General features: G+C 62.6%; 26 protein-coding genes. 14 read left to right on the top strand and 12 right to left on the bottom strand.

Annotated features, from left to right (window positions below; all coding sequences use genetic code 11):
* Positions 1-89 precede the first annotated feature (89 nt).
* Positions 90-1,454, bottom strand: coding sequence for a homogentisate 1,2-dioxygenase (gene hmgA / locus H0485_RS10360; RefSeq protein WP_226935300.1), 1,365 nt, complete (start codon positions 1,452-1,454; stop codon positions 90-92).
* 118 nt (positions 1,455-1,572) lie between these two features.
* Here hmgA and H0485_RS10355 point away from each other — a divergent pair, with 118 nt between their 5' ends.
* From H0485_RS10355 to H0485_RS10295, 13 genes are all read left to right on the top strand, one after another.
* Positions 1,573-2,001 carry a MarR family winged helix-turn-helix transcriptional regulator gene (locus H0485_RS10355; protein WP_226935299.1) on the top strand — a complete coding sequence of 143 codons (429 nt, stop codon included), beginning with the start codon at positions 1,573-1,575 and terminating at the stop codon, positions 1,999-2,001.
* On the top strand, positions 1,998-2,630 hold the full coding sequence (maiA, locus tag H0485_RS10350; RefSeq protein ID WP_226935298.1) for a maleylacetoacetate isomerase: 633 nt from the start codon (positions 1,998-2,000) through the stop codon (positions 2,628-2,630). The genes H0485_RS10355 and maiA overlap by 4 nt, the downstream gene beginning before the upstream one ends.
* A gap of 365 nt (positions 2,631-2,995) precedes the next feature.
* A complete protein-coding gene (locus H0485_RS10345) occupies positions 2,996-4,141 on the top strand; it encodes an extracellular solute-binding protein (protein ID WP_226935297.1) in 1,146 nt (381 codons plus the stop codon).
* Positions 4,142-4,212: 71 nt separating this feature from the next.
* Positions 4,213-5,292 (top strand): ABC transporter ATP-binding protein, encoded by a 1,080-nt coding sequence (locus H0485_RS10340; protein ID WP_226935296.1) that lies wholly within the window; start codon positions 4,213-4,215, stop codon positions 5,290-5,292.
* Positions 5,285-6,160, top strand: a complete 876-nt coding sequence (locus tag H0485_RS10335; protein WP_226935295.1) for an ABC transporter permease — start codon at positions 5,285-5,287, stop codon at positions 6,158-6,160. Before H0485_RS10340 ends, H0485_RS10335 begins: the two co-directional genes overlap by 8 nt.
* The gene (locus H0485_RS10330) at positions 6,157-7,002 is read left to right on the top strand and encodes an ABC transporter permease (protein ID WP_226935294.1); all 846 of its coding nucleotides are present in this window, start codon (positions 6,157-6,159) and stop codon (positions 7,000-7,002) included. Before H0485_RS10335 ends, H0485_RS10330 begins: the two co-directional genes overlap by 4 nt.
* Positions 7,003-7,050: 48 nt before the next feature.
* Positions 7,051-7,971, top strand: coding sequence for a sugar phosphate isomerase/epimerase family protein (locus H0485_RS10325; protein ID WP_226935293.1), 921 nt, complete (start codon positions 7,051-7,053; stop codon positions 7,969-7,971).
* Positions 7,972-8,215: 244 nt separating this feature from the next.
* Positions 8,216-9,328, top strand: coding sequence for an NADH:flavin oxidoreductase/NADH oxidase (locus H0485_RS10320; RefSeq protein WP_226935292.1), 1,113 nt, complete (start codon positions 8,216-8,218; stop codon positions 9,326-9,328).
* Positions 9,329-9,469: 141 nt separating this feature from the next.
* Complete coding sequence (locus H0485_RS10315; RefSeq protein WP_226935291.1) at positions 9,470-10,015, top strand: YaeQ family protein; 546 nt, start codon at positions 9,470-9,472, stop codon at positions 10,013-10,015.
* A gap of 152 nt (positions 10,016-10,167) precedes the next feature.
* Positions 10,168-11,430: an imelysin family protein gene (locus tag H0485_RS10310; RefSeq protein WP_226935290.1), complete on the top strand. Its 1,263-nt coding sequence runs from the start codon at positions 10,168-10,170 to the stop codon at positions 11,428-11,430.
* 76 nt (positions 11,431-11,506) lie between these two features.
* Positions 11,507-13,087, top strand: a complete 1,581-nt coding sequence (locus tag H0485_RS10305) for a di-heme oxidoreductase family protein (RefSeq protein ID WP_435531493.1) — start codon at positions 11,507-11,509, stop codon at positions 13,085-13,087.
* The gene (locus H0485_RS10300) at positions 13,087-14,079 is read left to right on the top strand and encodes an imelysin family protein (RefSeq protein WP_226935288.1); all 993 of its coding nucleotides are present in this window, start codon (positions 13,087-13,089) and stop codon (positions 14,077-14,079) included. The genes H0485_RS10305 and H0485_RS10300 overlap by 1 nt, the downstream gene beginning before the upstream one ends.
* Before the next feature lies 1 nt (position 14,080).
* On the top strand, positions 14,081-15,151 hold the full coding sequence (locus tag H0485_RS10295) for a DUF1513 domain-containing protein (protein ID WP_226935287.1): 1,071 nt from the start codon (positions 14,081-14,083) through the stop codon (positions 15,149-15,151).
* Positions 15,152-15,298: 147 nt separating this feature from the next.
* Here the strand turns inward: H0485_RS10295 and H0485_RS10290 are convergent, their stop codons facing one another.
* From H0485_RS10290 to H0485_RS10245, 10 genes are all read right to left on the bottom strand, one after another.
* Positions 15,299-15,787 (bottom strand): RidA family protein, encoded by a 489-nt coding sequence (locus tag H0485_RS10290; RefSeq protein WP_226935286.1) that lies wholly within the window; start codon positions 15,785-15,787, stop codon positions 15,299-15,301.
* 60 nt (positions 15,788-15,847) lie between these two features.
* On the bottom strand, positions 15,848-16,243 hold the full coding sequence (locus H0485_RS10285) for a c-type cytochrome (protein ID WP_226935285.1): 396 nt from the start codon (positions 16,241-16,243) through the stop codon (positions 15,848-15,850).
* 25 nt (positions 16,244-16,268) lie between these two features.
* Positions 16,269-17,855, bottom strand: coding sequence for a flavin monoamine oxidase family protein (locus H0485_RS10280; RefSeq protein WP_226935284.1), 1,587 nt, complete (start codon positions 17,853-17,855; stop codon positions 16,269-16,271).
* A gap of 181 nt (positions 17,856-18,036) precedes the next feature.
* Positions 18,037-19,068: a phosphotransferase enzyme family protein gene (locus H0485_RS10275; RefSeq protein ID WP_226935283.1), complete on the bottom strand. Its 1,032-nt coding sequence runs from the start codon at positions 19,066-19,068 to the stop codon at positions 18,037-18,039.
* Positions 19,069-19,285: 217 nt separating this feature from the next.
* On the bottom strand, positions 19,286-19,462 hold the full coding sequence (locus tag H0485_RS10270; RefSeq protein ID WP_226935282.1) for a hypothetical protein: 177 nt from the start codon (positions 19,460-19,462) through the stop codon (positions 19,286-19,288).
* Between the two features lie 177 nt (positions 19,463-19,639).
* Positions 19,640-20,569: a 2-hydroxyacid dehydrogenase gene (locus tag H0485_RS10265; RefSeq protein ID WP_226935281.1), complete on the bottom strand. Its 930-nt coding sequence runs from the start codon at positions 20,567-20,569 to the stop codon at positions 19,640-19,642.
* A gap of 95 nt (positions 20,570-20,664) precedes the next feature.
* Entirely contained in the window at positions 20,665-21,393 is a 729-nt protein-coding gene (locus tag H0485_RS10260) for an amino acid ABC transporter ATP-binding protein (RefSeq protein WP_226935437.1), read from the bottom strand.
* An 8-nt stretch (positions 21,394-21,401) separates the two neighbouring features.
* Entirely contained in the window at positions 21,402-22,064 is a 663-nt protein-coding gene (locus H0485_RS10255; RefSeq protein WP_226935280.1) for an amino acid ABC transporter permease, read from the bottom strand.
* Between the two features lie 106 nt (positions 22,065-22,170).
* Complete coding sequence (locus tag H0485_RS10250) at positions 22,171-22,920, bottom strand: ABC transporter substrate-binding protein (RefSeq protein ID WP_226935279.1); 750 nt, start codon at positions 22,918-22,920, stop codon at positions 22,171-22,173.
* Positions 22,921-23,104: 184 nt separating this feature from the next.
* Entirely contained in the window at positions 23,105-24,418 is a 1,314-nt protein-coding gene (locus tag H0485_RS10245; protein WP_226935278.1) for an NAD(P)/FAD-dependent oxidoreductase, read from the bottom strand.
* A gap of 114 nt (positions 24,419-24,532) precedes the next feature.
* Between H0485_RS10245 and H0485_RS10240 the strand changes: the two genes are divergently transcribed.
* Positions 24,533-25,138, top strand: a complete 606-nt coding sequence (locus H0485_RS10240) for a cupin domain-containing protein (protein ID WP_226935277.1) — start codon at positions 24,533-24,535, stop codon at positions 25,136-25,138.
* A gap of 569 nt (positions 25,139-25,707) precedes the next feature.
* Here the strand turns inward: H0485_RS10240 and H0485_RS10235 are convergent.
* Positions 25,708-26,367 carry a GntR family transcriptional regulator gene (locus tag H0485_RS10235; RefSeq protein ID WP_226935276.1) on the bottom strand — a complete coding sequence of 220 codons (660 nt, stop codon included), beginning with the start codon at positions 26,365-26,367 and terminating at the stop codon, positions 25,708-25,710.
* Positions 26,368-26,385: the final 18 nt, after the last annotated feature.

Raw genomic sequence — 26,385 nt, 5'->3', positions numbered from 1 at the left:
AAACAAAGTCGCAGCCGCAGCGCCGGGGGATATCCTGGCGCCCGCGCTTGGCTTGCGGCCCCGGAGGGGGCCGCAGGGGAGCATGAGGCCTATTTAACGCCCGGAGTGCCGTCGAATTTCTTCTCAAGGCTGCCCCAGCAGTCGATATAATCTTCCTGCATATGCCCGGCCTCTGCAGCAAAGGGCGTCAGGTGCTGCGGGAAGCGGGTCTCAAACATGAAGGACATGGTTTCCTTCAGTTTTTCCGGGCCCAGCTCGCTGTTCGAGGCTGCCTCAAAAGCATTGCGGTCCGGCCCGTGCGGCAACATGCAGTTGTGCAGGCTCATGCCGCCCGGCACAAAGCCCTGGGGTTTGGCATCATAGATGCCGTAAATATTGCCCATCAGCTCGGACATGACATTCTTATGATACCATGGCGGGCGGAAGGTGTTTTCAGCCACCATCCAGCGGTCGCGGAACAGGACGAAATCGATATTCGCCGTGCCTTCCTGGCCCGAAGGCGCGGTCAGCACGGTGAAGATCGAGGGATCGGGGTGATCGAACAGGATCGCGCCGACCGGGCAATAGGTCCGCAGGTCATATTTGAACGGCGCGTAATTGCCGTGCCAGGCCACAACATCCAGCGGGCTGTGCCCGGTCCGGGTCTCATGGAACTGACCGCACCATTTGATGACGATGCGGGTCGGCACCTCGCGATCCTCGAATGCCGCTACCGGATATTTAAAGTCGCGCGGATTGGCCATGCAGTTTGCGCCAATCGGGCCACGGCCCGGCAGCTCAAACTTCTGCCCATAATTCTCGCAGACAAAACCACGCGCCGGGCCTTCGGTCAGCTCAACGCGGTACACCAGGCCACGCGGGATGACCGCAATTTCCTGGGGCTCCAGATCGATGATGCCAAGCTCGGTGTGGAAGCGCAGACGCCCCTCCTGGGGCACGATCAGCAGCTCGCTGTCGGCCGAGAAGAAATATTCATCCTCCATCGAGCGGGTGACCAGATAGATATGGCTGGCCATGCCGGTCTGAATATTGACATCTCCGGCGGTGGTCATGGTGCGCATGCCGGTGATCCAGGTCAGCTCGGCGGCTTCGGGAGCCACGACCGGATCCCAGCGATACTGGCCAAGGCTGGTGACCGAGGGGTCAATACAGGGGGCGGTTTTCCACTGCGGCACATCAATGCGGCTGTAGCGATGGCTGTGCTGCACGCTCGGGCGGATACGGTAGCACCAGGTCCGCTCATTCTGATGCGCCGGAGCGGTGAAGGCGGTGCCGGAAAGCTGCTCGCCATAAAGGCCGTAATTGCATTTTTGCGGGCTGTTCATGCCCTGGGGCAGCGCGCCGGGCAGGGCCTCAGTTTCAAAATCATTCCCGAAACCGGGCATATAGCCTTCGTGCATCCCGGGGGTGGAAGTTGCACGGGTGATGACACGCGTGAGCGGATTCGCAGACATAGGGGCTCCTCACCTCTTCTGCGACAGATATTTGTTGCATGTGCAATGAAGTCAAGTCTAGAATGACCCGGTCAGGAAAACGGGTAGAATAGCCCTCTGTTCATCAAGGGCTTTGAGCATGACCACATTTAATCTGAACGACTTTCTTCCCTACCAGCTGTCAGTGGCCGCCTCGCGGATCTCAAAGGCATTCGAGCGGCGCTATGCCGCCGAGGCCGGGATTTCGGTGCCGGAATGGCGGGTGCTGGCGCATCTGTCGCAAAGCGCCAGGGTCTCGGTGCGCGAGATTGAGGCAAGGGTTGATATGGAGAAGTCCAAGGTCAGCCGCGCCGCCTCGCGGCTGGAAAAAGCCGGGCTGGCCACCAAAGTGACCAACCCCGAAGACCGCCGCCTGGTCTCGCTGTCGCTGACCCCGGAAGGCCAGGCGCTGATGGCGCGGCTTGCCGGGATCGCGCTTGGCTTTCAGCACGAACTGACCGCGCTGCTGGGCGCAGAGCGCCCGGCTTTCGAAACCGGCCTGAAGCGGCTGACGGAGTTAAAATATTGACGGTTCTCTACGATTACTGGCGCTCATCGGCGGCCTACCGGCTGCGCATCGCTCTGGCATATCTCGGGATGGAATATGAAAGCATCCCGGTCAATCTGCTGACCGGCGAGCAGCGCAGTGCGGAAAATCTGGCACGCAATCCGCAGGGACTGGTGCCGAGCCTGCAGGTCGATGGCAGGATGCTGAGCCAGAGCCTGGCCATTCTGGAATATCTGGACGAGACCCGTGCCGCGGGCTTTTTGCCAGCGGATGCGGCGGGCCGGGCCAGGGTGCGCTCCATGGCCTATGCCATTGCCATGGAGACCCATCCGGTCTGCAATCTCGCGGTGATGCGCCATGCGGTCAGTGCCTCGGGCGGCGCCATCAGCAATGAGAGCTGGAGCCAGCATTTCATCACCCGTGGTCTGACCGGCTTTGAGGCTATGCTCGACAGCCCCGCGACCGGGCGCTTCTGCCATGGCGACCAGCTCAGCCTCGCCGATATTTGTCTCGTGCCGCAAATCTATAATGCCCGGCGCTGGGGCGTGGATCTCACCGCCTTCCCGCGTATTGCCAGGATCATAGAAGAGCTTGAGGCCCTGCCCGCCGTCAGCGCCGCCCATCCCGACCGCTGGCAGCCCGCCACCTGATCCGGATTGCTATCTGTCACGGGGCTGATGCAGATCAGCCCCGTTTTCGTAAGGCCTGCCGGGGCTTCCCGCCTGGTCCTTGCTGAGCCGGTGCGCCGCGTCGACGGGGGGCTGATTTTTCAGGCATGGCCTGACCGGCGCTGTGTTACCCCTGAATTGACTTCCGGTTACAGGCTGGGCCTGGCCAGAGGGGATCTTCCTCTCAGAATCTGCCCCGCCGCAGGCCTCGCTTCCGGCTTTGCCCGTACTGATGGCGGCTGATTTCATCGATCTTTCGTATCACTGTCGTCCGGATGTCACTTAGGGCGGTCAGCAAGGGCGCGATCCGTATCTGCGGACCGTTCAGCTACCCGGAGAGTCTCATCTTGGCCGTATCGCTTCCTGCCCTGCCTTCCGCGCAGACCCTTAACCGTCGCAGCCTGCTTGGCGCGGGCGCCGCTGCGCTGGCGATGCCTTTCATCGCGCGCCCCGGTTTTTCGCAATCCTCCTCGGGCGAGCTGCGGATCGCGGCCTGGGCCGGCTATATCTCGCCTGAAATGCTGGCCGCTTTTGAAAAGGCCACCGGGATCCGCGCCACCTATACCCCCTATGGCACCAATGACGAGATCCTGAACCTGATGAAGGTGAACCAGGGCCAGGGCTTTGATGTGATCTGGCCCGCGCTCGACCGGGTGCCGAATTATGTCGAGGCCGGGCTGGTTCAGGTGATTGATGAAAGCCGTGTCGAATGGGACCGCTGTATCGACAGCGCGATCCGCAGTTCGGAAAAGCTGGGCGCGGTTGTGGATGGCAAGCGTTATCAGGTGCCGACCGACTGGGGCACCGAGGCCATCGCCTTTGACACTGAAAAAGCACCGATGATCTGGGGCAAGGCCTCTTATGGTGATCTCTGGGCGCCGGAAATGGCCGGTAAGGTTACCGTGCGTGGCCATTCGGCGCTGGTCGGTCTGGGCCTGTGGCTGGAAGCCGAGGGCAGGCTGCCACGCCCGCTTCTCGACAGCTTTGCCAGCGAAGAGGCAATGCGCGCCAATTATGACGTGATTTTGCAAGAAGCCATCGCGCGCAAAGCCAATATCGCTCAGTTCTGGTCCACCCAGAACGAGGCCCAGGGCGCGTTTCGCACCAATGGCTGCGTGCTGGGGCAGACCTGGGATTCGACCGCGGCCGGTCTCAGCGAGGAAGGCATGAAACTTGGCTATATCTCTCCGAAAGAGGGCGCCCTGGCCTGGATGGAAGGGATTTCTCTGCCGGTGGGTGCCGAGAATGTGGATCAGGCCTATGCTTTCATCAACTGGATGCTGACCGCCGAGGCCGGTGCGATGTATGCCAGCCATGCGCGGGTCAATTCCACCGCAAAAGGCGCCGAAGCGCTGCTGCCGGCCCATGCCCGCAGCTTCTTTGAAAGCGCCTATCCGGAGAATGCCCTTGACGGGCTGTGGTGGTGGCCGGTCCAGGAAAGCTGGTTTGTCGAACTGCGTGGCGAATATCAGGATCGTTTCCTGAGCGCCTGATCCTGCCCAATCTGCATAAAGTTCCGGCCGGGCTGGCCGGAACTTCCCTGCATCGCCGTAAGAAGTAAATCATGGTCCATACTGTAAGTCTTGCGAACGTTGAGATGAAATTCTCGACGACAACCGCCATTAAGCGAATGTCGCTTGAGGTGAGGCAGGGCGAATTTTTCTCGATTCTCGGCCCCTCGGGCTGCGGTAAAACCACGCTGTTGCGGCTGATTTCCGGCTTCATCCAGCCAAGTGCCGGACAGATTTTTCTGAATGGTCAGGATATGACCGGCGTGCCGGCCAATCGCCGGCCAACCGCGATGATTTTCCAGTCGCTGGCGCTGTTTCCGCTGATGCGGGTCTGGGAGAATATCGCTTTCGGCCTTGAGGTCCAGGGCATGCCCCGGGCGCAAAGACGGCAGGAGGCCGAGCGGCTGCTGGAGCTGATCGCTTTGCCGGGCTTTGGCGAGCGGATGCCGCATGAACTTTCGGGCGGGCAGCGACAGCGCGTCGCCATTGCCCGGGCGCTGGCCATCAGACCGCAGGTGCTGCTGCTCGATGAGCCGCTTTCGGCGCTTGATCTGAAGCTGCGCCAGCATATGCGGGCGGAGCTGCGCGATCTGCAGCGCAAGACCGGCGTGACCTTCATCTATATCACCCATGACCAGTCCGAAGCGCTGGCGATGTCGGACCGTATCGCGGTGATGAATGCGGGTGAGCTGCAGCAGACCGGCACCCCGCTTGAGCTTTATAACCAGCCGCAAACCCCCTTCGTTGCCGAATTCATCGGCGAAACGAATATGTTCAGCGGTAAAGTGCTGAATGCCTGCCAGAATTATGCCCTGCTCGAGGGGCCACATGGCCGGTTTACCGGGCGCCATGACGGCGGTCTGCGGCCCGGTATGAACGCCCGTCTCTATGTCCGCCCCGAGGCTTTCCGGCTGCATCAGGGCGAAACTGAGAACCGGCTGAGCGCCGTTACCTCGCGTTTTGATTTTGAGGGGGCCTTTGCTACCGCCCATGCGATGAGCCTCAGCGAGGCGGGCGGTCAGGCGGTGCAGCTTTCGATCCCGCATCGCCAGCTGCCGGAGGCACCGGCCATCGGCAGCCGCTTTGAGGCCGGGTTCTCACGTGAGGATGCGGTGGTTCTGGCCGATGAATGAGCTTTTCACGCGTTTTGGGAAACCGCTTGGCAGCTGTTTTCTTGTGCTGGTGGCGCTCTGGCTGGGACTTCTGGTGCTGGTGCCGAACCTGACCATGCTCGATTTCGCCCTGCGCCCCAGCCTGCCACCGGCGCAGACCGGGGGCGAAAAGGATGTCTATAGCCTGACGCATTTCGCCTATCTGGCCGGACATGCCACGCATCGGCAGATCTTCCTGAAGACGCTGGTCTCCAGCGCTCTGGTCACCCTGGTGACCCTGATCCTGTGCTATCCGCTGGCCTGGTGGCTGGGGCAGTCAAAACAGCCGCGCCGGCTGGTCATGGTCCTGCTTCTGGTGCCTTATCTGATGAATGAAGTGCTGCGCGGTCTGGCCTGGTATATCATTCTGGCGTTTTCCGGCCCGCTCAACCAGCTGTTGCTGCAGCTGGGGCTGATTTCCGGGCCGGTGCGCTGGTATGGCGATGGCGGGGTGCTGGCGGGCATGGCCTATGCCTATATCCTGTTCATGCTGTTCCCGATCACCAATGCCATGAGCACGCTTGATGGCACCCAGATCGAGGCAGCGCGCGACATGGGGGCGGGGCGGCTGAGAATCCACTGGCGGATCGTCCTGCCCCATGCCCGTGTCGGCATTGCCACCGGCTGTGTTTTTACCTTCATCCTCTCGGCGGGCAGCTATATGGCACCGGCCCTGCTGGGCGCGCCGGGCAGCCGCTGGTTTACCCAGCTGGTTTATGACTGGTTCTTTGAAAACGGTAACTGGAACCGTGGTGCGGCCTATGGCCTGACGCTTCTGGTGCTGTGCCTGCTGGTGGTGCTTTGCCTTCTGCGGCTTTTCCGCGTTAATCTTGCGAGTGCGGTCAGATGATCACTCACCCAACCCCTGCTCCGGCCTTTGCCGTCAAGCCGCTACAGAAACTGACGGACCATCTGCCCGCTCTGCTGTTTCGCGTCTATCTGCTGGTTTTTTTCGCCTATATCCTGACACCGCTGGCGATCCTTGCCCTGGCCACCTTTAATGAGAGCAGCTTTCCCACCGTGACGCCCTGGCTGGGCACGACCACGAAATGGATCGTGGACATGCTGACAGACCGGGAATTGTGGCAGGCGCTGAAAGTTTCGCTGCTGATCGCTGCCGGAGTGATTGTGATCTCGGTGCCAACGGGCCTTGCCGCCGCGCTTGTGCTGACCAGCCTGCATGGCAAAGCAAAAAGCTTCTTCTATGCGCTGATGGTCTCGCCGATGCTGACCCCGGGGGTGGTGCTGGGCATTGCCACATTGCTGTTCTGGCGCCGTGCCGGCATCGGTGGCGGCATCACCTTAAGCATTCTGGCGCAGTCCAGCTTTATCATCGCTTTTGTCATGCTGATGGTGGTGGCCCGGCTGCAGCGCTTTGACCGCACCATGGAGGAGGCGGCCCTGGGCCTTGGCGCGAGCCGCTTCTATGTGTTCCGCCGCATCCTGCTGCCCTATCTGCGGCCCTCTTTGCTGGCTGCGGCCTGTATCGCCTTTCTGCAGTCCTTCGAGAATTACAACACCACGCTTTTTGTCCGCGGCACCGAGACCCCGCTGACAATCTTCATCGCCGCCAAAGTGCGCGCGGGCCTGACTCCGGCAATCAATGCTCTTGGCCTGACGCTGATGATCATGACAATTCTGGGCGCGATCCTCTGGGAAGTGCTGCGTAAGAAGCGCAGCGCCATCAGCTGAGGCACGCCCCGATCCCTGCAGCCTGTATTTTTTCGACGGAACCTGACCTTGCAGATTAAAAATGATGCTTTCGGTGTTGGCCTTTCGGCCATCAAAGGGGCGGATGACCTCTCTGATCTTGGCACCGGACTTGATCACATCCAGAGCCTTGGTGTTGATCTGATTGAACTGCCGATCTTTGACTATGATCTGGTCATTGCCGGCCGGGTGAATCACAGGCGTCTGGCTGAGGTGCGCGCGGCCACTCAGGGCCGTGGCATTGCCTATTCCGCGCATGGCCCTCTGGCGATCAATCCGATGGATCCCGACTGGGCTGTGCCGCGCCATCTTGAGGTGATGGCTGCCTCGATGGATGTGGCTGCCGGGCTGGAGGCATATCACTATGTGCTCCATGCCGGGATGACGATGGAGACCCTGCCCGAAGCCCGGGCCGAGGCCTGTAAGCGTCAGCGTGACTTCCTGCACCGGGCGGGTGAGCTGGCGGCAGCGCGCGGGTTAATCGCCTGTGTGGAAACCCTGTTTGAATATGACGGCTGGAAACATACGCCGGATCCCGTGCAGCTGGCCGGCGAGCTGGAGGCGATCGCCCATCCCGCCCTCTGTGCCACGATCGATTTCAGCCATAGCTATCTTAAACTCGATGCCATGGGCCGGAGAGAGGAATTCGTCTCGCAGATGAAGCGTCTTGCCCCCTTTGCCCGGCATCTGCATATCCATGACAGCTTTGGCCGCCAGGATGAGATGTGGGCCTATACCCAGGGCGAGCGCCTGGCTTATGGCCATGGCGATCTGCATCTTCCGCCCGGAGAGGGCGATATCCCCTGGGAGCAGCTGATCACAGAATGCTGCTTCCCCGCCGGGGTGGTGTTCAATATTGAGCTGGACAAACGCTATTGGCACCGCGCCGCCGAGGCGGTGGCGGTGAGCCAGGATCTGTGCCGCAGGGCCAGAACCGCGCCCCCGGGCTGAGGCGGCGTGCATCCTTGCGCCGCGCCCGCATATGCCGCTTTCCCGGCTGCTGACCGGCCGGCAGATGCGGGCCAGGCTGCCATTCCTTCCGCCATGGGCTGAGCGACATCGCTCAGAACTTCAGGCGCGGCTGGACATCAGGCGGCGCTGGCCCTTGCCTTTCTGCCCCCGGCCAGGGCACTCCTGCTGCTGCTGCTGCGATGGGCGAATGCCCAATCCAGGATTTTCAGAACGGGGGTGCCCTATGGCCGGATCAGAACTCTTCAGCCCGGTGTCGCTTGGCGCATTGCCGCTGGCCAACCGTATCGTGATCGCGCCGATGTGCCAGTATTCCGCCGAAGAGGGCCGGATGACCGACTGGCATCTGATCCACTACGGCCAGCTTGCCCTGTCGGGGGCGGGCCTGCTGATCGTCGAGGCCTGCGCGGTTGAGCCTGCGGGCCGGATCTCATGGGCCGATATCGGGCTCTATGATGATGCGACCGAGGCTGCGATGCGGCGGGTGCTGGAGGGGGTGCGCGCCTGGTCGCCGATGCCGCTGGCGTTGCAGATCGCCCATGCCGGGCGCAAGGCGGGCTGTGATCAGCCCTGGAAGGGTGGCGCGCAGCTTGGCCCGCAGGATCCGCGCCACTGGCAGCCGGTGGCCCCCTCGCCCCTCGCTTTCGGTGAGGGCGAGGTCGCACCTCTCGAGCTGGACGATGCGGGCCTTGCCCGCCTCATCGCGGCTTTTGCCGATACCGCCCGCCGCGCTGGCCGTCTGGGTTATGACGCGATTGAGCTGCATGCGGCGCATGGCTATCTGCTGCATCAGTTCCTCTCGCCGCTGTCAAACCAGCGCCAGGACCAGTATGGCGGCAGTCTGGAAAACCGGATGCGCTTCCCGCTGGCAGTGTTCCGGGCCATGCGCGCCGCTTTCCCGGCCGGGCGTCCGGTGATTGTCCGCCTTTCGGCCACCGACTGGGTCGAGGGCGGATGGGATGTGGCCAGCAGCCTTGCTTTTGCCCAGGCGCTGGAGGCCGGGGGGGCGGCGGCGATCCATGTCTCGAGCGGTGGCCTCGACCGGCGTCAGGAGATCCCCGTCGGGCCGGGCTATCAGGTGCCGCTTGCCGCGGCTCTGCGCCCGGGGCTGGGGATTCCGGTTATTGCGGTCGGTCTGATCACCGAAGCGCAGCAGGCCGAGGCGATCCTTGCGGCGGGCGAGGCCGATCTGATCGCCATTGCCCGCGTCGCGCTTTACGATCCGCGCTGGCCCTGGCATGCCGCGGCAGAGCTTGGCGAGCAGATGACCTGCGCGCCGCAATATCTGCGCTGCCAGCCGCATGGTCTGAAAAACCTGCTGATCCCGTTCAAAGGCTGAGTAGGGGGCGCTCCGGTGCCTTCTTCCCCCCTTTCGTCCTGCACCTGAGGCGCCGCACCGGCGCCAGGCGGCAGAGTTTGGGCTTTCTTTGGCGTGGCAACGGCCCTACACACCGCAATCTTCGCAAGACAGGGCCGGACCATGGCGCAGAATGCCACTATCTATAAAGTCGAACTTTCGGTCTCTGATATGGATCGTCACTATTACGAAACCCATAAGCTGACCGTCGCGAAACATCCTTCCGAGACGGATGAACGGCTTATGATCCGCATTCTGGCCTTTGCGCTGAATGCCCATGAGAGCCTCGAGATGACCCGGGGCATTTCTACGGAAGGCGAGCCCGATATCTGGCAGAAAAGCCTGAGCGGCGAGCTGGAACTCTGGGTCGCGCTTGGCCTGCCGGGTGAGAAGGTGCTGCGCCAGTCCTGCAGCAAGGCCGATCAGGTGGTGGTCTATAGCTACGGCGGCAGCGCCGCTGAAATGTGGTGGGGCAAAATCAGGGGCAGCACGACGCGGTTCGAAAATCTGCGGGTGTTCAACCTGGCGCAAAGCAGCACTGTCGAACTGGCGCGCCAGGCGAGCCGTTCGATGCGGCTGCAGGTCAATATTCAGGATGGCGAAGTGATGGTCAGTGTTGAGGATACGATCCTCTATATCACTCCGGAACCGTGGAAAGACGCGGCCTGATCCAGCTTTCCCGCCCGGATGGCCGCGCGGGGCAGGGGGGCACAGAGCACGCTTTACAGGTCTGACAGAAACAGTCAGTAATAACGGGCCAGCCGTTCTGCCCGCACTGCCTTTTCTGTCGCCCTCTCCTCTGAGCCCGTGGAACCAGAACCATGATCAAGCTTTCCCCTCTTGCCGTTTTCATGGGGGTTGCGCTCAGCCCCCTCGTCGCCCGGGCGGCAGATCCGGCGCAGGTCGTCGCCACTTATGCCGAGATTGCCGCCGCCAAATATGAAGACAGCCTGAACAGCGCCGAGGCGCTGCAGGGGGCGGTGCAAGCCCTGATCGCTGCCCCGTCGGAGAGCAGCCTGCAGGCGGCGCGTTCGGCCTGGCTTGCGGCGCGGGTGCCCTATCAGCAGACCGAGGTCTACCGCTTTGGCAATCCGCTGGTTGATGACTGGGAGGGGCGGGTGAACTCCTGGCCGCTGGATGAGGGGCTGATTGATTCTGTGGCCGGGGATACGGCGCGCTCAGAAGACAATGATCTGGCACAGCTCAATGTGATCGCCACCCCGAAATTCAGCCTTTCGGGCCGTGAGATTGATGCCAGCGTGATCACGCCTGAACTGCTGGCCGATGTGCTGCATGAGGCGGATGGGATCGAGGCCAATGTTGCCACCGGCTATCATGCGATTGAATTTCTGCTCTGGGGCCAGGATCTGAATGGAACCGGGCCGGGGGCGGGCAACCGGCCCTATACCGATTATGTGACCGGCGAGGGCTGCAGCGGTGGCAATTGTGACCGCCGCGCCGCCTATCTGCAGGCGGCAAGCGATCTGCTGGTCACAGATCTGCAGGAAATGCTGGCAAACTGGCAGGAGGGTGGCGCAGCCCGTGAGGCGGTGACGGCGGATCCCCAGGCTGGTCTGGTTGCCATGGTGACCGGCATGGGCAGCCTGTCTTATGGCGAGCTGGCGGGCGAGCGGATGAAGCTCGGGCTGATGCTGAATGATCCCGAGGAAGAGCATGACTGCTTCTCGGATAACACCCATAACAGCCATTATTATGACGGGCTTGGCATCCGCGACGCCTATCTTGGCAGCTATACCCGGACCGATGGCAGCCAGGTGTCAGGGGCCTCGCTTGCTGATCTGGTTGCCGCTGCTGATCCGGAGGTGGATGCCCGGCTGAAAAGCGAGCTTGCGGCCTCGGTTGCGGCGCTTGGTGCGGTGAAAGCCGCGGCTGAAGCCGGCCTCGCTTATGATCAGATGATCGCACCGGGCAATCTGGAGGGAGAGAAGCTGCTCGGAGATGCGATTGCGGCCCTTGTGACCCAGACCGGCTCGATCGAGCGGGCGGTGGCGGTGCTGGGCCTGTCAAAGATTGATTTTGAGGGTTCGGACAGCCTCGACAGCCCGGAAGCGGTGTTCCGGTGAGCGGCGCGCGGCCTTGCCAGCCTTTGCAGGCCGGGGGCTGTGGAGCCGAAAGGCGAGGCCAGGCTGAGCTCTGATGATGCGGGCGAAGGGGAAGGGGCCGGCGCTGGGGCTGGGGTTCGCGCTGCTTGTGGCGGGATCTGCTGTCCTGACGGCGGGGGAAGGCGTACCGGCGGGGCAGGATCTGCCCCTCTCTGCCGCCAGCCCGCTGGCGGTGGTGCCGCGCAGCGCCGAAGAAGCCGCCCGCATTGCCAGGGTTCTGGCCCCGCCTGCTGATTTTGACAAAGCCGAGCCCTTTGAGGCGCAGTCGGCCGGGGCCGCGACGGTGCGGCGGCGCGACAGCGCCGATGCCTTCTCGCTGTCTTCGGCGAATATGCCCTTTGCGCGTGAGATGGATTTCAAGCTCGGCAATGCTTTGTTCCGCAAAAGCTGGGTCGCTTCGCCGGCCTCAACCCGGGCCTCTGACGGGCTTGGCCCGCTCTATAATGCCAGGGCCTGTCAGGATTGCCATCTGAAGGACGGGCGGGGCCATCCGCCGGAAACCCCCGGAGAGAATGCGGTTTCTATGTTCCTGCGGCTCTCTGTTCCTGCCAGTGCCGCCGACCAGGCCAAGGCGGCGGCTGAGATTGAGGGCTGGATCGCCACCCGTCCCGAGCCGGTCTATGGCAGTCAGCTGCAGGATTTCGCCACCCCTGGCCAGAAGGCCGAGGGGCGCATGGAGATCCTCTGGCACGAAGAGCTGCTGGTTCTGGCTGACGGGACGAAAGTCAGTCTGCGCCAGCCGCGCTATTCGGTGGCGGATCCGGCCTATGGGCCGCTGGCGGCAGATGTCATGCTCTCGCCGCGTGTGGCGCCGCAGATGATCGGGCTGGGCCTGCTCGAAGCCATTCCGGCCAGCGATATTCTCGCCCTGGCAGATCCGGATGATCTGAATGGCGATGGCATATCGGGCCGGGCCAATCTGGCGCAGTCTTTTTCCACCGGCAGGCTGATGCTGGGGCGCTTCGGGCATAAAGCCGGGACGGCGACGATTGCCGATCAGTCGGCGGATGCGTTTGCCGGTGATCTCGGGCTCTCGACGCCGCATCACCCCGAGCCCTGGGGCGATTGCACTCAAGCGCAGGCTGAGTGCCGCAGGGCAGAGCATGGCCAGGAAGCCGGCATACGCGACGGGCTGGAGGTGGATGCGGCCAGCCTTGATCTGGTGAGCTTTTACGCGCGCAACCTCGGGGTTCCGGCCCGGGGCGATGTGGATGATCCGCAGGTTTTGCGCGGCAAGGCGGTGTTTTACGATCTGCGCTGTACGGCCTGCCATCAGCCGAAATTCGTCACCGACCGGCTGCAGGACCAGCCCGAGCAGAGCTTTCAGCTGATCTGGCCCTATACTGATCTTTTGCTGCATGACATGGGGGAGGGCCTGGCCGATCATCGCCCCGAGGGCCGGGCGGAGGGCCGGGAATGGCGCACGGCGCCGCTCTGGGGGATTGGCATGACGGCAAAGGTCAGCGGCCATACCCAGTTTCTACACGATGGCCGGGCACGCAATCTGCTTGAGGCAGTGCTCTGGCATGGCGGCGAGGCCGCGCCCGCCCGGGATGGGGTGATTACTCTGCCCGCCTCTGACCGAAACGCCCTGATCCGTTTTCTGGAGAGCCTCTGATGCGAAACGGTTTTCTTCCGGCCATCGCGCTGATCCTGCCGCTGTTCGCGGCGGGGATCGGGCGCGCTGATGTGGCTGAGGTGGTGCAGGATCATGCCCGGCCGGGCTATAGCGCTTTCAGCGCAGCGACAGAGAGGCTGGATCAGGCGGCGCAGAAAGACTGTGCCCCGGCCGGGCTGCGCGAGGCCTTCCATGCGGCGCAGGATGCCTGGATGGGGGTGGCGCATCTGCATCTGGGGCCCGCCGAAGAAGGCGGGCTTTCGCTGGCCATCCTGTTCTGGCCCGATCCGAAAGGCTCGGGCGCGCGCACCCTTGCCGGGCTGATCCGTGAGCAAAATCCGGTGGTTACCGATCCGGCCGCCTTTTCGCAGATTTCCGTGGCCGCGCGGGGCTTTACCGGGCTTGAGCCCTTGCTGTTTGATCCGGCGTTCAGGGCAGATGACTATAGCTGCGCCCTTACAAAGGCGCTGACCGCTGACCTCTCTGCCTCGGCCCGGGCGCTTGAGGCGGGCTGGAATGGCGGGATTGACCAGCTCTTGCTTGAGCCGGGCGCGCCGGGGAATACACAGTTTCTGTCGCTGAGCGAATCCAGGCGAGCGCTTTTCACCCAGCTGATTTCGGGGCTGGAGTTCAACGCCGGGCAAAGGCTGGGCCGGCCACTCGGCACGGCAGAAAAGCCCCGCCCGGAGCGGGCCGAGGCCCGGCTTTCGGGCCGGTCCCTGCGCAATATCACGCTGTCGCTGGAGGGGCTGCGCGGGTTTGCCCTGGCGATGAACCCCTCGCTGCCGCGCAGCCGTAAGGCCTTTGATGCGGTGCTGGCCAGCGCCCGGGCGCTGCCGGAAAGCACTCTGGCGGACTTTGGCACGCCGGGCCCCTGGCAGCAGGGCGAGGCTTTGCGCCAGGAGATCCTTGCCCTGCGCGACACGCTGCGATCCGAGCTTGGCCCCTCGCTGGCGGTGGATACCGGCTTTAACTCCCAGGACAGAGACTGACATGACCAGCCGACGCGGATTTCTGGCCTCTCTGCTTGCGGTCACCGCTCTGCCCTGTCCGGGCTGGGCAGATGTCGGCGATCCGGCCTTTCTGGCTGCGGCCCGTGACGGCGAGGGGGCGCATTGGCTGCATGGGATCAGCGCCACGGGTGAGAGCTGCTTTGCCCTGCCGCTGCCCGCGCGGGGCCATGCGGCAACGGCGCATCCCCGCCGGGCCGAAGCCGTGGCTTTCGCCCGCAGGCCCGGGCGCTTTGCCATGGTGCTTGACTGCAGCCGTGGCAGCGTCAGAACACGCCTTACCCCGCCGGAAGGCCGGCAGTTTAACGGCCATGGCGCCTATTCGGCCGATGGTGCGCTGCTTTACACCTCTGAGGTCATTGCCGAGGGTTCAGCGGGGCGGATCGGTGTCTGGGAGGTGGCGGCGGGCTATCGGCGGATTGGTGAATGGCCAAGCGGCGGCATTGGTCCGCATGAGATTTTGCGCCATTCCGATGATGTGCTGGTGATCGCGAATGGCGGGATCCAGACCGACCCCAGTGACCGCAGCAAGCTGAACCTCGGGCAGATGCAGCCCAGTCTGAGCTATATCTCGACCGGGGGCGAGCTGCTTGAACAGGTGATCCTGCCGCCCGGGCTGGCACAGAATTCGATCCGCCATCTGGCTTTATCACGCGACGGTCTCGTGGCTTTCGCCATGCAATGGGAGGGCGATCCGGGCGAGGCTGTGCCACAGCTTGGCCTGCATCGCCGCGGCGGGGCGGTGCAGCTCTGCACGGCGGAGCCGGGCCATGATTTCGCGATGAAAGGCTATGCCGGATCGGTTGCGATCAGCCGCGCGGGCGATCTGATCGGGATTACCTCACCGGTGGGCGGGGTGGTGATGCTGTTTAACGCGGCGGGAGAGCCGGTTGCGATGCATCGCCGCGCCGATATCTGTGGCCTTTCGGCCGGGGCAGAGGGGCTGATTGCAACCGATGGCCAGGGGGTAATCTGGGACTGCCGGGCGGAGGGGTTGCGACCCTTGCAAAGCAACAGCAATCTGGCCTGGGACAATCACCTGATCGCGCTCTGAGGCGCTGAGGTTTCAGGGCCGGGTCTGTTTTCGCCAATCCAGGTCGTCAAAAAGGTGCAGACCGGCAAAAAGGCAGGCCCGGGAGGGGGCCTGCCTTTTCTGAGCGGTTTGCGGCTTCAGGGTTTATGCCCGCAGCCGCAGCTGCCATCACTGCGGACGGACTGCCGTCACCTCAATTTCCACCAGCCAGCGCGGGTGGACCAGGGCGTCGACGATCATAGCCGAACGTGCGGGCAGATTTGGCTGAGCCTCAGTGCCGAAGAACTGGGTATAGCCTTCCATGAAGCCGGAGAAGTCGGCCGGAGCGCCCTCGGGGGCAACGAGGTAGACCTGCATCTTCACCACATCGCCCATGGTCAGATCGAGATCTTTCAGGGTGGCCTCAATCCCATTCAGGACCGAGATGGTCTGGGTTTTGGTGTCGCCCCAGGCTTCGGCGCTGGCAGCGTCGAGCGAGGCATCAGCAGGCTGCGGCACCGCGCCGCTGACATAGACGGTGGTCGCGCCGCCCGGCACTTCAACCGCCCGGGCAATCGGGAAGTCCGAACCGGGGGTCTTGTGGCGGATGACCTCGGCCTGTGCAGCGGAGAGCGGCAGCAGGGCGAGCAGGGCGGCAGAAACGAATGTCTTGTTCATCAGGTCTTATCCTGTTCAGGGGGGAGCCCCGGCCCGGTGTGATCCGGGCCGGGACCGGTTTTATTCGCGCAGGGCCGCTACATCCTCGGCAGTCATCTGACCTTCATAGTCATTGCCGAGATTGTGGCGCACATAGTTCACCACTTCGGCGACCTGAGCGTCGTCCATGATCCCGCCGAGCGGCGGCATGGCGCGATAGCCGTTGATAATCCAGGTCGCGACAGCTTCCGGCGATTCAACGAATTCGCTGTTTGCAAGCGGCGGATAATGCCCTGCGCCTTCGGCACCGCGGCCGTCAGCCATATGGCAGCCCGAGCAGACCGCGTTAAACAGCGACTGGCCATCCTGCTGCGGCAGCATATCGGAGGAGCCGCTTTGCACGAAGTCCTGCGCCGAGGCGAGCTGCGGCGACAGAAGGGTCAGGCCAAGGCCTGCGGCCATCAGATATTGTTTCATGATCATATCCTTTTCTGACCTCGCCTCAGGCGCCGGTCACCACCTTGTGCAGGCGCTCAATCGCGTTGAGAGCCGAGAGGATTGCGCCCTCCTGCCAGGCCGGCAGATAAGACATATGTTCCCCGGCCATCAGGGTGCGCTGGTCCATCTTCAGGGCCAGCGGATAATGCGTCGCCTGATCGCGCCATTCGCCATAGCAGCCCAGGGTCCACGGCACGCGGTGCCATGCAACCGAGACGCCGGTGGTGAATTCTTCGCGATACTGCGGGTGGATCTGCTCGCCGTATTTCAGCGCCAGTTCGACACGCTCTTCATGTTCAACCGCGTTGAACTGATAGGAGGCAGCGCCCCAGGAATAGGCCGCCAGCAGCACGCCGGGACCTTCGCTGAGGAAGCGGGTCGAAGGATAGGAGATCAGCGTGATCGGCAGGTCGGTATAGCTGATACCGCCATAGATATGCTCATCCTGTTCCCAGAAGCGGCGCTTGAACTCGAGCGCAACCTTGATCGAGGAAGCATAGGGCACGCTCTCAATCGCTTCGGTCATGTCCGAGCCGAAATTATGCTCGATCTGGCTCAGGACCGAGAAGGGAATGGTGCAGATGCAATAGTCAGCGCTGACCGTATGCTCTTCGCCGCCCTTAGCGGAATCGACCCAGGTGGCGCTGACGCCGGATTCACCGCCCTCAATGCGAATGACTTTCGCATTATAGGTGATGAGATCTTTCACTTCGCGCTCGAAAGCCTGGGCGATCATATCCATGCCGCCAACGGGCTGGAAGATTGCCGACTGGTGGTCGATCGACTCGCCGGTGATCAGGTCGTTCCAGAGACGGCCCTTGAGGATGTCGGACAAAGAAATGATGTCCGACGCTTCCGGCTCGGCACCTTCGCCGCCACCCGGATCGGTTTTCCAGCCGCGATAGATCGAGACGGCATCGGATTTCACATATTCGAGATCGTCGTTCAGCACTCCATAGCGCTTGAGGCTTTCGACCAGCAGCGCGGCATCCTCATCGGTCACCAGATCGTCGAGCTTTTCCTGCTGCACGGCTTTGGCCAGCAGTTCGGCGATCTGACCGCGGTAGTCGGACTGGATCTCTTTAAAGCGCTGCGGCTTGCCGCCGAAGGCCTGGGAATTGTGCACATAAGCGTTGTAGTTCACCTGCACGAAGGGCTCGAGCGCCACGCCGAACTTGCGGCAGTAGTCGAGGATCGCGAAGTGGTCCGACGGAATGCGCCAGGGGCCGGGGTTGATGTAATTGCCCTCGGCAAATTTGATTTCCTGGGTATGGCCGCCCAGTTCGGTGTAGACATCGCCACCGCGCAGGGTCCAGCAGCGTCCGCCGGCCTTCTCGCGATATTCCAGAACCTTGACGTTATAGCCGGCATTGCGCAGCTCAAAGGCTGCGGTCATTCCGGCCAGACCGGCACCCAGAACCAGGACGGATGCGCCTTTGGGGTCGCCTTCCAGCTTCAGCGGGCCCTGATAATTCGAGGGGCGCGCATGGCCGAGGCTGGTCATCGCCGCATACATTGCGCTTGCCCCTGCCGCTGCACCGACCATCGCCAGCAGATTTCGCCGTGTCATTCCGTTCGGAACTGACTCCATTTCCTGTACTCCTCAGTGGGTATACTTTCCTGCCACTGGCAGGTCGTAACTTACGCCCTCTTGGCGGGTTAACGAGGAGCTCTATTATCGGTTCCGGCAGAAACATGGTAGGCAGAATTTTGGGAACCAGACCGCAGTGAGGGGGAGGAAGGCGAGGGCGAGGGAGGTGCGATCACGCGATTCAACCCCAGAGTGCATAGATATTCCGCTCCGGAGAGGCCTCGCAGCTGAGATAGCGCCGGGCGAATTCCACGGTCTCGCGCGTGTATTGCCCCAGCCCCGCCGCACGGGCTGTTGCGGTTTCGGCATGGGTGGAAATCCAGGCCGAAATGGTAAAACGCCGGTACATCAGGAAGCTCGGGATCATCGCGATATCCTCCCCTGACAGCGGGTGAACCTCGCAGTAGCCTTCAATCCAGGATTGTATCATCTGCGGTACTTCCGGCTCGGTTTCGCAAAAAGTCAGCGCCGAGGCGAGGTCATAGACGAACCAGGAAAAACCGGAATCATCGAAATCGATGACGGCAATCTCTTCTCCGCGCAGCAGCAGATTGGCGAGTCGCAGATCGGAATGGATCACACCGTAACGCGCCGGATCCTGACCATAGGCCGCCAGCCGCTGCCCCAGGCATTCCTGGGCCTCGCTCAGAATTTCCCTGCCCTCGGGCGTCAGATCCAGCGCATCCTGCCAGCGGCCCCAGACCGGATTTTCGCCGAAGGCCCCGGCATAATCCCAGGCTTTGCGGGTAAATCCCGCCGGGCGCTGCCAGGTGCGGGCATGCTGATGCAGGCGGGCCGAGATTGCCCCCAGCAGACGAAAGCCGGGGATAAGCGCGGTTCCCGGGCCGGGTTCGACCCCTTCGAGAAATTCGGAGGCGACGACATAACGGGATTGTCCCTGATCCTCAAAACTGATCACCCGCTCGCCCGAAAGGGCGGCAATAGTGGCGGGAAGGATCAGTCTGCTGTCCTGTTTCAGCGCCGCGATCCAGTCCAGCTCCGAGCAGATTTCGGCAAGGCTGTGATAGCCCGGACGATGCACCCGGATCACAATCTGCCGGGGCACGTCCGGATCAGAGGCAAGAAAAGTGGCGTTTTCGGACAAAGCGAGCAGATGCAGAGCGGTTTGCGGCGAGAGGCCCCATTGCGGCAGAAGCTGTCTGACCGCGAGGGTCAGCCGTGTCACATGGGCATCATCATAAAGGCCAGCCAAAACCCGCTCTCTCTTTCCCGCAGTCTCTGCCCTGATCTTGCAGAGGTTTCATTTCTGCTCAGGCGCATGAGCGGCACAGGCATGGGGGTGGTCAAGCGATGTTTGACCGGATGCGGCCGGGGCTGAAAGAAAACCGTGCGACCCCGGATACCTGCACCTGATCAGCCGGACCGGGCGAGGGGCAGATATGACACCTGCCCTGCCCTGGCCTGGTCCGTCATTTCACCCGGATAACGCCGGATCCGCCGAGCGCGGCCCCCGCCACGGCCCCGACCGGGCCGGCCACCACGGCTCCGGTAGCTGCTCCGGTTGTCGCCCGGGTGGCGGTATTCGGTCCGCAGGCCGCGAGGAGCAGCGCGAGCGCGAGGCAGGAAAGAGGAGCTTTGCATGGCATGGCTGATTTCCTTTGCGAAGGGCGAGGGGAAAACGCCGCCAGGGCGAAATGGTTGCCGCAGCGGCAGGAAACCGGCCTTCCAGCCCCGTCGTGAGCCTGTGATGCCAGGTCACTATGGGGCACCGCCCGGGAGTGCGGGGCAATGGAAACCCCAGCCCGCACCCCGGTCTGCCGGGATCAATATCCGCGCTGGCGGTCCACCTCACCGGCCGGTTGCCCGCCCGCAGCCAGAAGCTCCAGGTTTTCCAGCAGCACTTCCGCCGCGCCCTGGGCATCGGTCACACAGGCGACATGCGGGGTCAGGATCACTTTCGGATGGTGCCAGAGCGGGTGATCGGCGGGAAGCGGTTCGGGCGAGGTCACATCCATGAAGACCGATCCGATCTGACCGCTGTCGAGTGCCTCCAGCAGATCCTCCTGCCTGGTATGCCCGCCGCGCCCCACCAGAACGAGGCTGGCGCCGCGCGGCAGCCGGGCCAGGAAGGCGGCGTTGATCATGCCTTCGGTCTCATCGGTCAGGGGCAGCAGGCAGATCAGAATACTGGTCGTGGCGAGGAAGTCCTGCAGACCCTCTGCGCCGTGGTGACAGCGGATCCCCTCAATATCACGCGGGCTGCGGGCCCAGGCCTGAAGGCCAAAACCAAAGGGGCGCAGCGCCCCGATCACCCCGGTGCCGAGCTGGCCGAGGCCCATAACCCCGACCTGGCAGGAGGAGGGCGCGCTATAGGGCAGCTCGTTCCATATGCCCTCGCGGGCCTGGGCAAGATAGGCGGGCAGATTGCGAAACAGCGACAGCACCGCCATCACCACATATTCCTGCATCATCCGCACAAGGCCGGGTTCGGTCATGCGGATGATCCGCAGCGCCGGGGGGAGGTCGAGGCCGAGAAACTGCTCAACCCCCGCACCCGAGGAGAAAATCACCTCAAGGGCGGGAAACCGGGTGGCAGTATCGGCCGGGGGCTTCCAGCAGAACATATACTGCACCCGTGCCGCCTGGGCTGCGTCGAGCTCTCCGGTCAGAACCTCGATATCAGGGCGGGCCCTGGCAAAGGCGTCGCGGATAATGGCGCTGCGTCTTGCGTCGGTATTGCAGTAAAAGGCCATCTGCCTCTCCCTCGTCGATAAATCAGGCTTAAAAAAACGGAGCGCGCCGATCTGACCCGCTCCGTGCTGAAACCTCACGCCGGCTCTGGACCGGCTCAGTGATTGAGAACACGGCGCAGGAAGTCCTGCGTGCGCGGATGCTGGGGCGCGCCGAGCACGGCATCGGCCTTGCCCTGCTCAACGATCACACCGCCGTCGAGGAACAGCACCCGGTCGGCCACATCGCGGGCAAAGCCCATCTCATGGGTGACGACCAGCATGGTCATGCCCTCTTCCGCCAGCGAGCGCATCACATCGAGCACATCCCCGACCAGCTCCGGATCGAGCGCCGAGGTCGGCTCGTCGAACAGGATGGCCTCGGGTCGCATCGCCAGCGCGCGGGCAATGGCGACCCGCTGCATCTGCCCGCCGGACAGCTGACCCGGGAAGTAGTCCTTGCGCGCGCCAAGACCGACCCGCTCCAGCAGATGCGCGCCATATTCGCGGGCTTCTTTCGGGTTCTCGCCCTTCACATGCACCGGACCTTCGATGACATTCTCAAGCGCGGTGCGATGCGGGAACAGGTTGAAGCGCTGAAACACCATTGCCATCCGGGTCCGGATCTGCCGGATCGCAGGTTTCGTGGCATCCACCAGCTCGCCATTGATATGGATCTGGCCGCCCTGATAGACCTCCAGCCCGTTCAGGCAGCGCAGGATTGTCGATTTTCCCGAACCCGAGGGGCCGATCAGGCAGACCACCTCACCCTTCTGCACTTCGCCGGTGATGCCTTTGAGCACCTGCAGCGCCCCGAAGGATTTGGTGACATTATTGAGCTGAATCATCGCCATGGTCAGTGCCCCTTGTTCTTGCCAAAGCGCTTCTCAAGCCGCGAGACCAACAGCATCAGCGGAATGCTGAGGCAGAGATAGAAGATCGCGACGAGGCTGTAGACGCTCATATTCTTGAAGGTGGATGCTGCGAGCAGCTGGCCCTGCATGGTCAGTTCCGCGACGGTGATCGCCGAAGCCTGCGAGCTGTCTTTCAGCAACATGACCACGATATTGCCATAGGGCGGCAGGATGACCCGCACGGCCTGGGGCAGGATGACCCGGCGCATGGTCTGGAACCAGCCCATGCCGATCGATTGCGCGGCCTCGGTCTGGCCATTGTCGATGGCCTCAATCCCGGCGCGGAAATTCTCGGCCTGATAGGCGGAATAAGCGATGCCAAGGCCGATGATACCCGCCTGGAGCGCTGAGAGGGCAATGCCGAATTCGGGCAGAACGAAATAGATATAGAAGAGTTGAACGAGGATCGGAATGCCGCGGATCACGTTGACAATGCAGGCAGAAAGCCTTGCGAGCCAGCCGATACCCGAAACCCGCATCAGGGCCCAGACAAGGCCGAGCGCGGTCGACAGGATCAGGGCGCCCAGAGTGACAAGAAGGGTAAATTTCACACCCTGAAGAAGAACCGGAAAGAACTCGCGGGCGTCCAGAAGAAAGTTTTGCATAAGCAGGTCTCAGGTTGGGGCAGGGGCAAAGCGGACCCCGGGCACAGGAAGCCGGAGGTCCGGAGGAGGGAGGGGCCGCGCCGGGGCGGCCCTTCCGGGCCCTGGATTATTTCAGGCCGTATTTCGCCAGAATCTCGGCGAGCGTGCCATCTTCTTTGATGCGCGCGATGGCCTTATTGATGGTCTCGCGGCGCTCATCGCCCTGACGCAGCGCCACGCCGAACTCACCGGCAGCCGAAGCCACATAATCTTCCGCCATTTTGACTTTGGGGAAGCGGCCCTGGCCGATGTAATAGGCTGCCATCGGGCCATCGGCGAGACCGGCATCGATCCGGCCGGCATTCACATCGGCGATGATATCGGGGATGCCTTTATAGATTTTGACATCGGCGAAAATGCCGCTTTTCTGGAACAGCTCGACGAAGGTCGTGCCCTGCTGCACGCCGATGGTCTTCCCGGCGAAATCTTCCCATTTGGTGTAGGAATTCTCATCGTCGATCGCGACAAAGGCGCCTTCGCCATAGCCATAGATCGGGTCCGAGAAATCCACGACCTTGGCGCGCTCTTCGGTGATGAACATCGCCGAGACGATCAGGTCAATTTTACCCGAGGTCAGCGAGGGCACAAGCGCCGAGAACTGGGTCGGCACGAAGACCGGGGTCAGGCCGGTATCGGCTTCGATTGCTTTCATCACATCGATCAGCACGCCGTCCATTTCATTGGTTTCGGTGTTGACGAAGGTGAAAGGCAGGCCGGTGGGCGACGAGCCGATGGTGACCTGCTGCTGCGCCACTGCGGCGCCGCTCAGAGCCATCAAAGCCGCCAGCGCAACGCTGCAAATCCTGTTGAGACGCATAGAACTCCCCTTCATATGCTTATCAGGTGAGGCAGCAGGAAAGCGTACCTCTTATAGGTGCATTTTAACAAAGTGAATTTTAATGGCAATAAATTTCACTTTGATGTTTCATTATTCTGCAAAATTTTGCGAAAATTGCGCAATTCGTCAGCGCCAGACCCGGGGTTACAGCGCTGAACCCGGCTCAGGCCGACCTTTCCCGCTGGTTCCGGGCGAGGGCGCGCCTGTCCTGGAGGCCGAGATTTGCGAAAACGGCCGGCATGAACCAGGCCTTGCCGCGGAAGGTTGGGACCAGACCCGGCGGTGAAAAGTCGAAAGCGCTGGGTCTGGCGGCGCTGCCGAGCAGCTTTTCGGCAATTTTAAGTCCCAGCCAGGGCGCCCAGACCACGCCGGATCCACAAAAACCGGTGGCGTAATGGATCGCACCACGGTTGAAGATCCGTGGCAGCATATTGCGGTTCATCGCCACATAACCGCTCCAGCTGTGCGAGATCTGCACCCCTTCCAGCTCGGGGAAAATCCGCAGCAATTCGCGCTTATTGGCGCGGGTGGGCACCTCGTTATCGCCCAGAAGCCCGGTGTCGCGGCCGCCAAACAGCAGGCGGCTGCCATCGGGGCTGGGGCGGAAATAATAGGTCATCGCCCGGGTGTCGGTGAGCATTTTCAGACCCGGAACAAGGGCCTTCACCCGCTCGCTGCCCAGCACTTCGGTTGCAATGATGCGCGAGCGCAGCGGCACGAGGCGCTGGCGCAGCCAGCGATCGGCGTGATCGGTATAGCCATTGGTGCAGACGATGACTTCGCGCGCGAAAACTGTTCCGCGTTCCGTGCTTACTTTATGTTTATGCGTGCCCTCGCTGACCGATTCGACGCGGCATTCGCTGTGAATCGCCACGCCTGCAGCTCTGGCGGCGCGCAGCAGGGCGGCCTGGAATTTCGCCGGATGCAGCCCGCCGATATCCATCCGCACCGAGCCCCCCATATAGAGATCGGTGCTGATATGCTGGCTGACCTCGGTGCGCGGCACGGCGAAAGAGGTGACGCCGGTCTCGCGGGCCAGCTCATCGGCCTGGCGGGCCAGCAGGGTATATTCGGCCCGGGTCATGGCACCGTAGAAGCGGCCAACCGGCTGGAAATCGCAGTCAAGCTGCTCGCTGCTGATGAAATGCTGCAGATAGCGGCGAGCCTCATGGCCTTCGGCGGTGATCCGGGCGGCGCGCTCGGCGCCATAGCTGGCGGTCAGTGCCGCCGCGCCGGGCCGCAGATTGCCGGAGGTGATTCCCCCATTGCGGCTCGAGGCGCCAAAGCCGGTTTTTTCGCGTTCAAACACCTGGACAGTGCGTCCGGCGCGTGCCAGATGCAGCGCAGCGCAAAGACCAGCATATCCTGCGCCGATAATTGCGATATCGCAGGCTGGTGTGAGCTCGCGGACTGGTTCAGACTGCAGCGGCGCCGCCTCCCACCAATAGGGTGTGTATTTTGTCTGGGCGCCGGGCATCTGCTGTGACCTCTTGCTGAGTGTGTCTTCATACTATTAAATAATTTTATATTGTTTAGCATAATAATGAAATATATTGGAAGCAGGCTCACAGGGCTGACGCAGGGATGAGGCATGATAAAATCCGGTAACTCGCGCTCGGCTCTGGCCGATCTGAACGGCCTGGCTGAGGATGACATCGGCAGCCGGATCCGGGCGCGCCGCCAGGAACTCGGGCTGACGCTGGGCGAGATTTCAGGCAAATCCGGCATGTCGACCGGGGCGCTGTCACAGATCGAGCGCGGTTTGGTCTCGCCGACGGTGCGCAGCCTCTATATTATCGCCGAGGTTCTGGCGATGAGCCCGGCGCAGCTGATTGATCCGAAGGGTTTCGCCAGCGCGGTGCGGGCCAATCCCTATGTTCTGCGCGCGGCCGAGCAGAGCGAGGTACTCAATACCGGCGGGGTGGTGAAAAACCGCGCCTCGCCCGAGCTGATCGAGAGCATCAAATCCTTCGTGGTGCGGATTGCGCCCGGGGGCTCCTCGGGTGAGGATTGCTATACCCATTCCGGTGAAGAGCTTGGCTATGTCGTCTCGGGCCGGTTCACCCTGCAGGTCGAGGATACCTGTTATCAGCTGCAGGAGGGCGATGGTTTCGCGCTGCCCTCGACCATCAGTCACCGCTTCTTCAATCCGGGAGAGACCGAGGCCGTGGTGATCTGGGTTAATAAACCCGATTGAATCCCGGACGCCCCCGGCCAGGGATGGCAGCGGGGCGGTTTTCGGCAGAGGCTCATGGTAATGGTTCGCCTCTGCAGCCCCGGAGGCCGCCAGAGCAGCAGCGCTGTGACCTGCAAGATTGCAAAGGCATCGTGACAGGGGACAGGCTCTGCGGCAGGCAGGCCTCGGGCAGCTCTTCAATTGCGCCAGGCAGGAAGCCCCCGGCCATAGCGCCGGAAAGCGGCGAACACCCCGCCGATAATTGCGGTGATAATCGCTTTCAGTCCCGGCGGTGGCTTTGCCGGGCTCCATTGCGCCAGCCAGAGCAGACCGGTCGCCCCGATCAGCAGGCCCGAAAGCGCAAAAGCGGAGAGTGGCGTGGATCGGGCAGCAGCTTCATGCCCTGCCTCGGAATGGCTCCGGGCGGGGCTGCCGTGGCGACCACAGTGTCAGATCCGGCGGGGGCCATGGTTCTCTCCCCGGCGATCCTGACCGGCCGTCCGGGTAAAGCGCGTATATGGGGCGAGAGCCTTCACTGGCTGTCAGAGCTCTGTGCATCATTGATATTCATGCTGCACAGAGCCCGGCTGTCAGCCTTCAGCCTGGCGCACCATGGCCAGCAGATCATGGAACCGCTCGCCCTGAACGATCACATGATCGCGCAAAGCCGTCGCTGCCGCCTCGCCATCACCGCTGCGGATCGCCTCTACCACCCGGTCATGTTCGCGAAACGAGCGCCCCATCCGGTTGCGCACCCGCAGCTGCATCCGCCGGTAGGGCTGAAGCATGGCATGCAGCCGCGCCGCCTCCTGGGCAAGAAAGCTGTTATGGGTGGCGCGGTAGATGCAATGATGGAACAGGGAATTGTGGCGGTAATAGCCCTCACTATCCCCGGCCCCGGCCAGAGCGCGGCATTGCTCGTGGATGCTCACAAAAGCCGTCATTTCGCCATCGGTGATCCGACGTGCTGCCAGACGGCCACAGCTCGCCTCGGTTTCTGCCATAACCTCGAAGCGTTCGGCCAGCTGATCGGGGGTCCAGGCGCTGACAAAAGTGCCGCGTTTTGGCATGATCTTGACCAGACCGGAGGATTCCAGCTGATAGAGCGCCTCGCGGACCGGGGTGCGCGAGCAGCCAAATTCCTGCTCGAGCAGCTCGGGGTCGATCCGCGCTCCCGGCAAATAACGTCCTGCGACAATTGCGTTTTCCAGCGTATTGCGAATTCGCGTCGCGGTGGGGATCGTGCTCATTTCGCGCTCCGTCTGCCT

The organism is Pseudogemmobacter faecipullorum, from assembly GCF_020539525.1.
Classification (GTDB): domain Bacteria; phylum Pseudomonadota; class Alphaproteobacteria; order Rhodobacterales; family Rhodobacteraceae; genus Pseudogemmobacter; species Pseudogemmobacter faecipullorum.
This window is presented reverse-complemented; position numbering and strand designations above follow the sequence as displayed.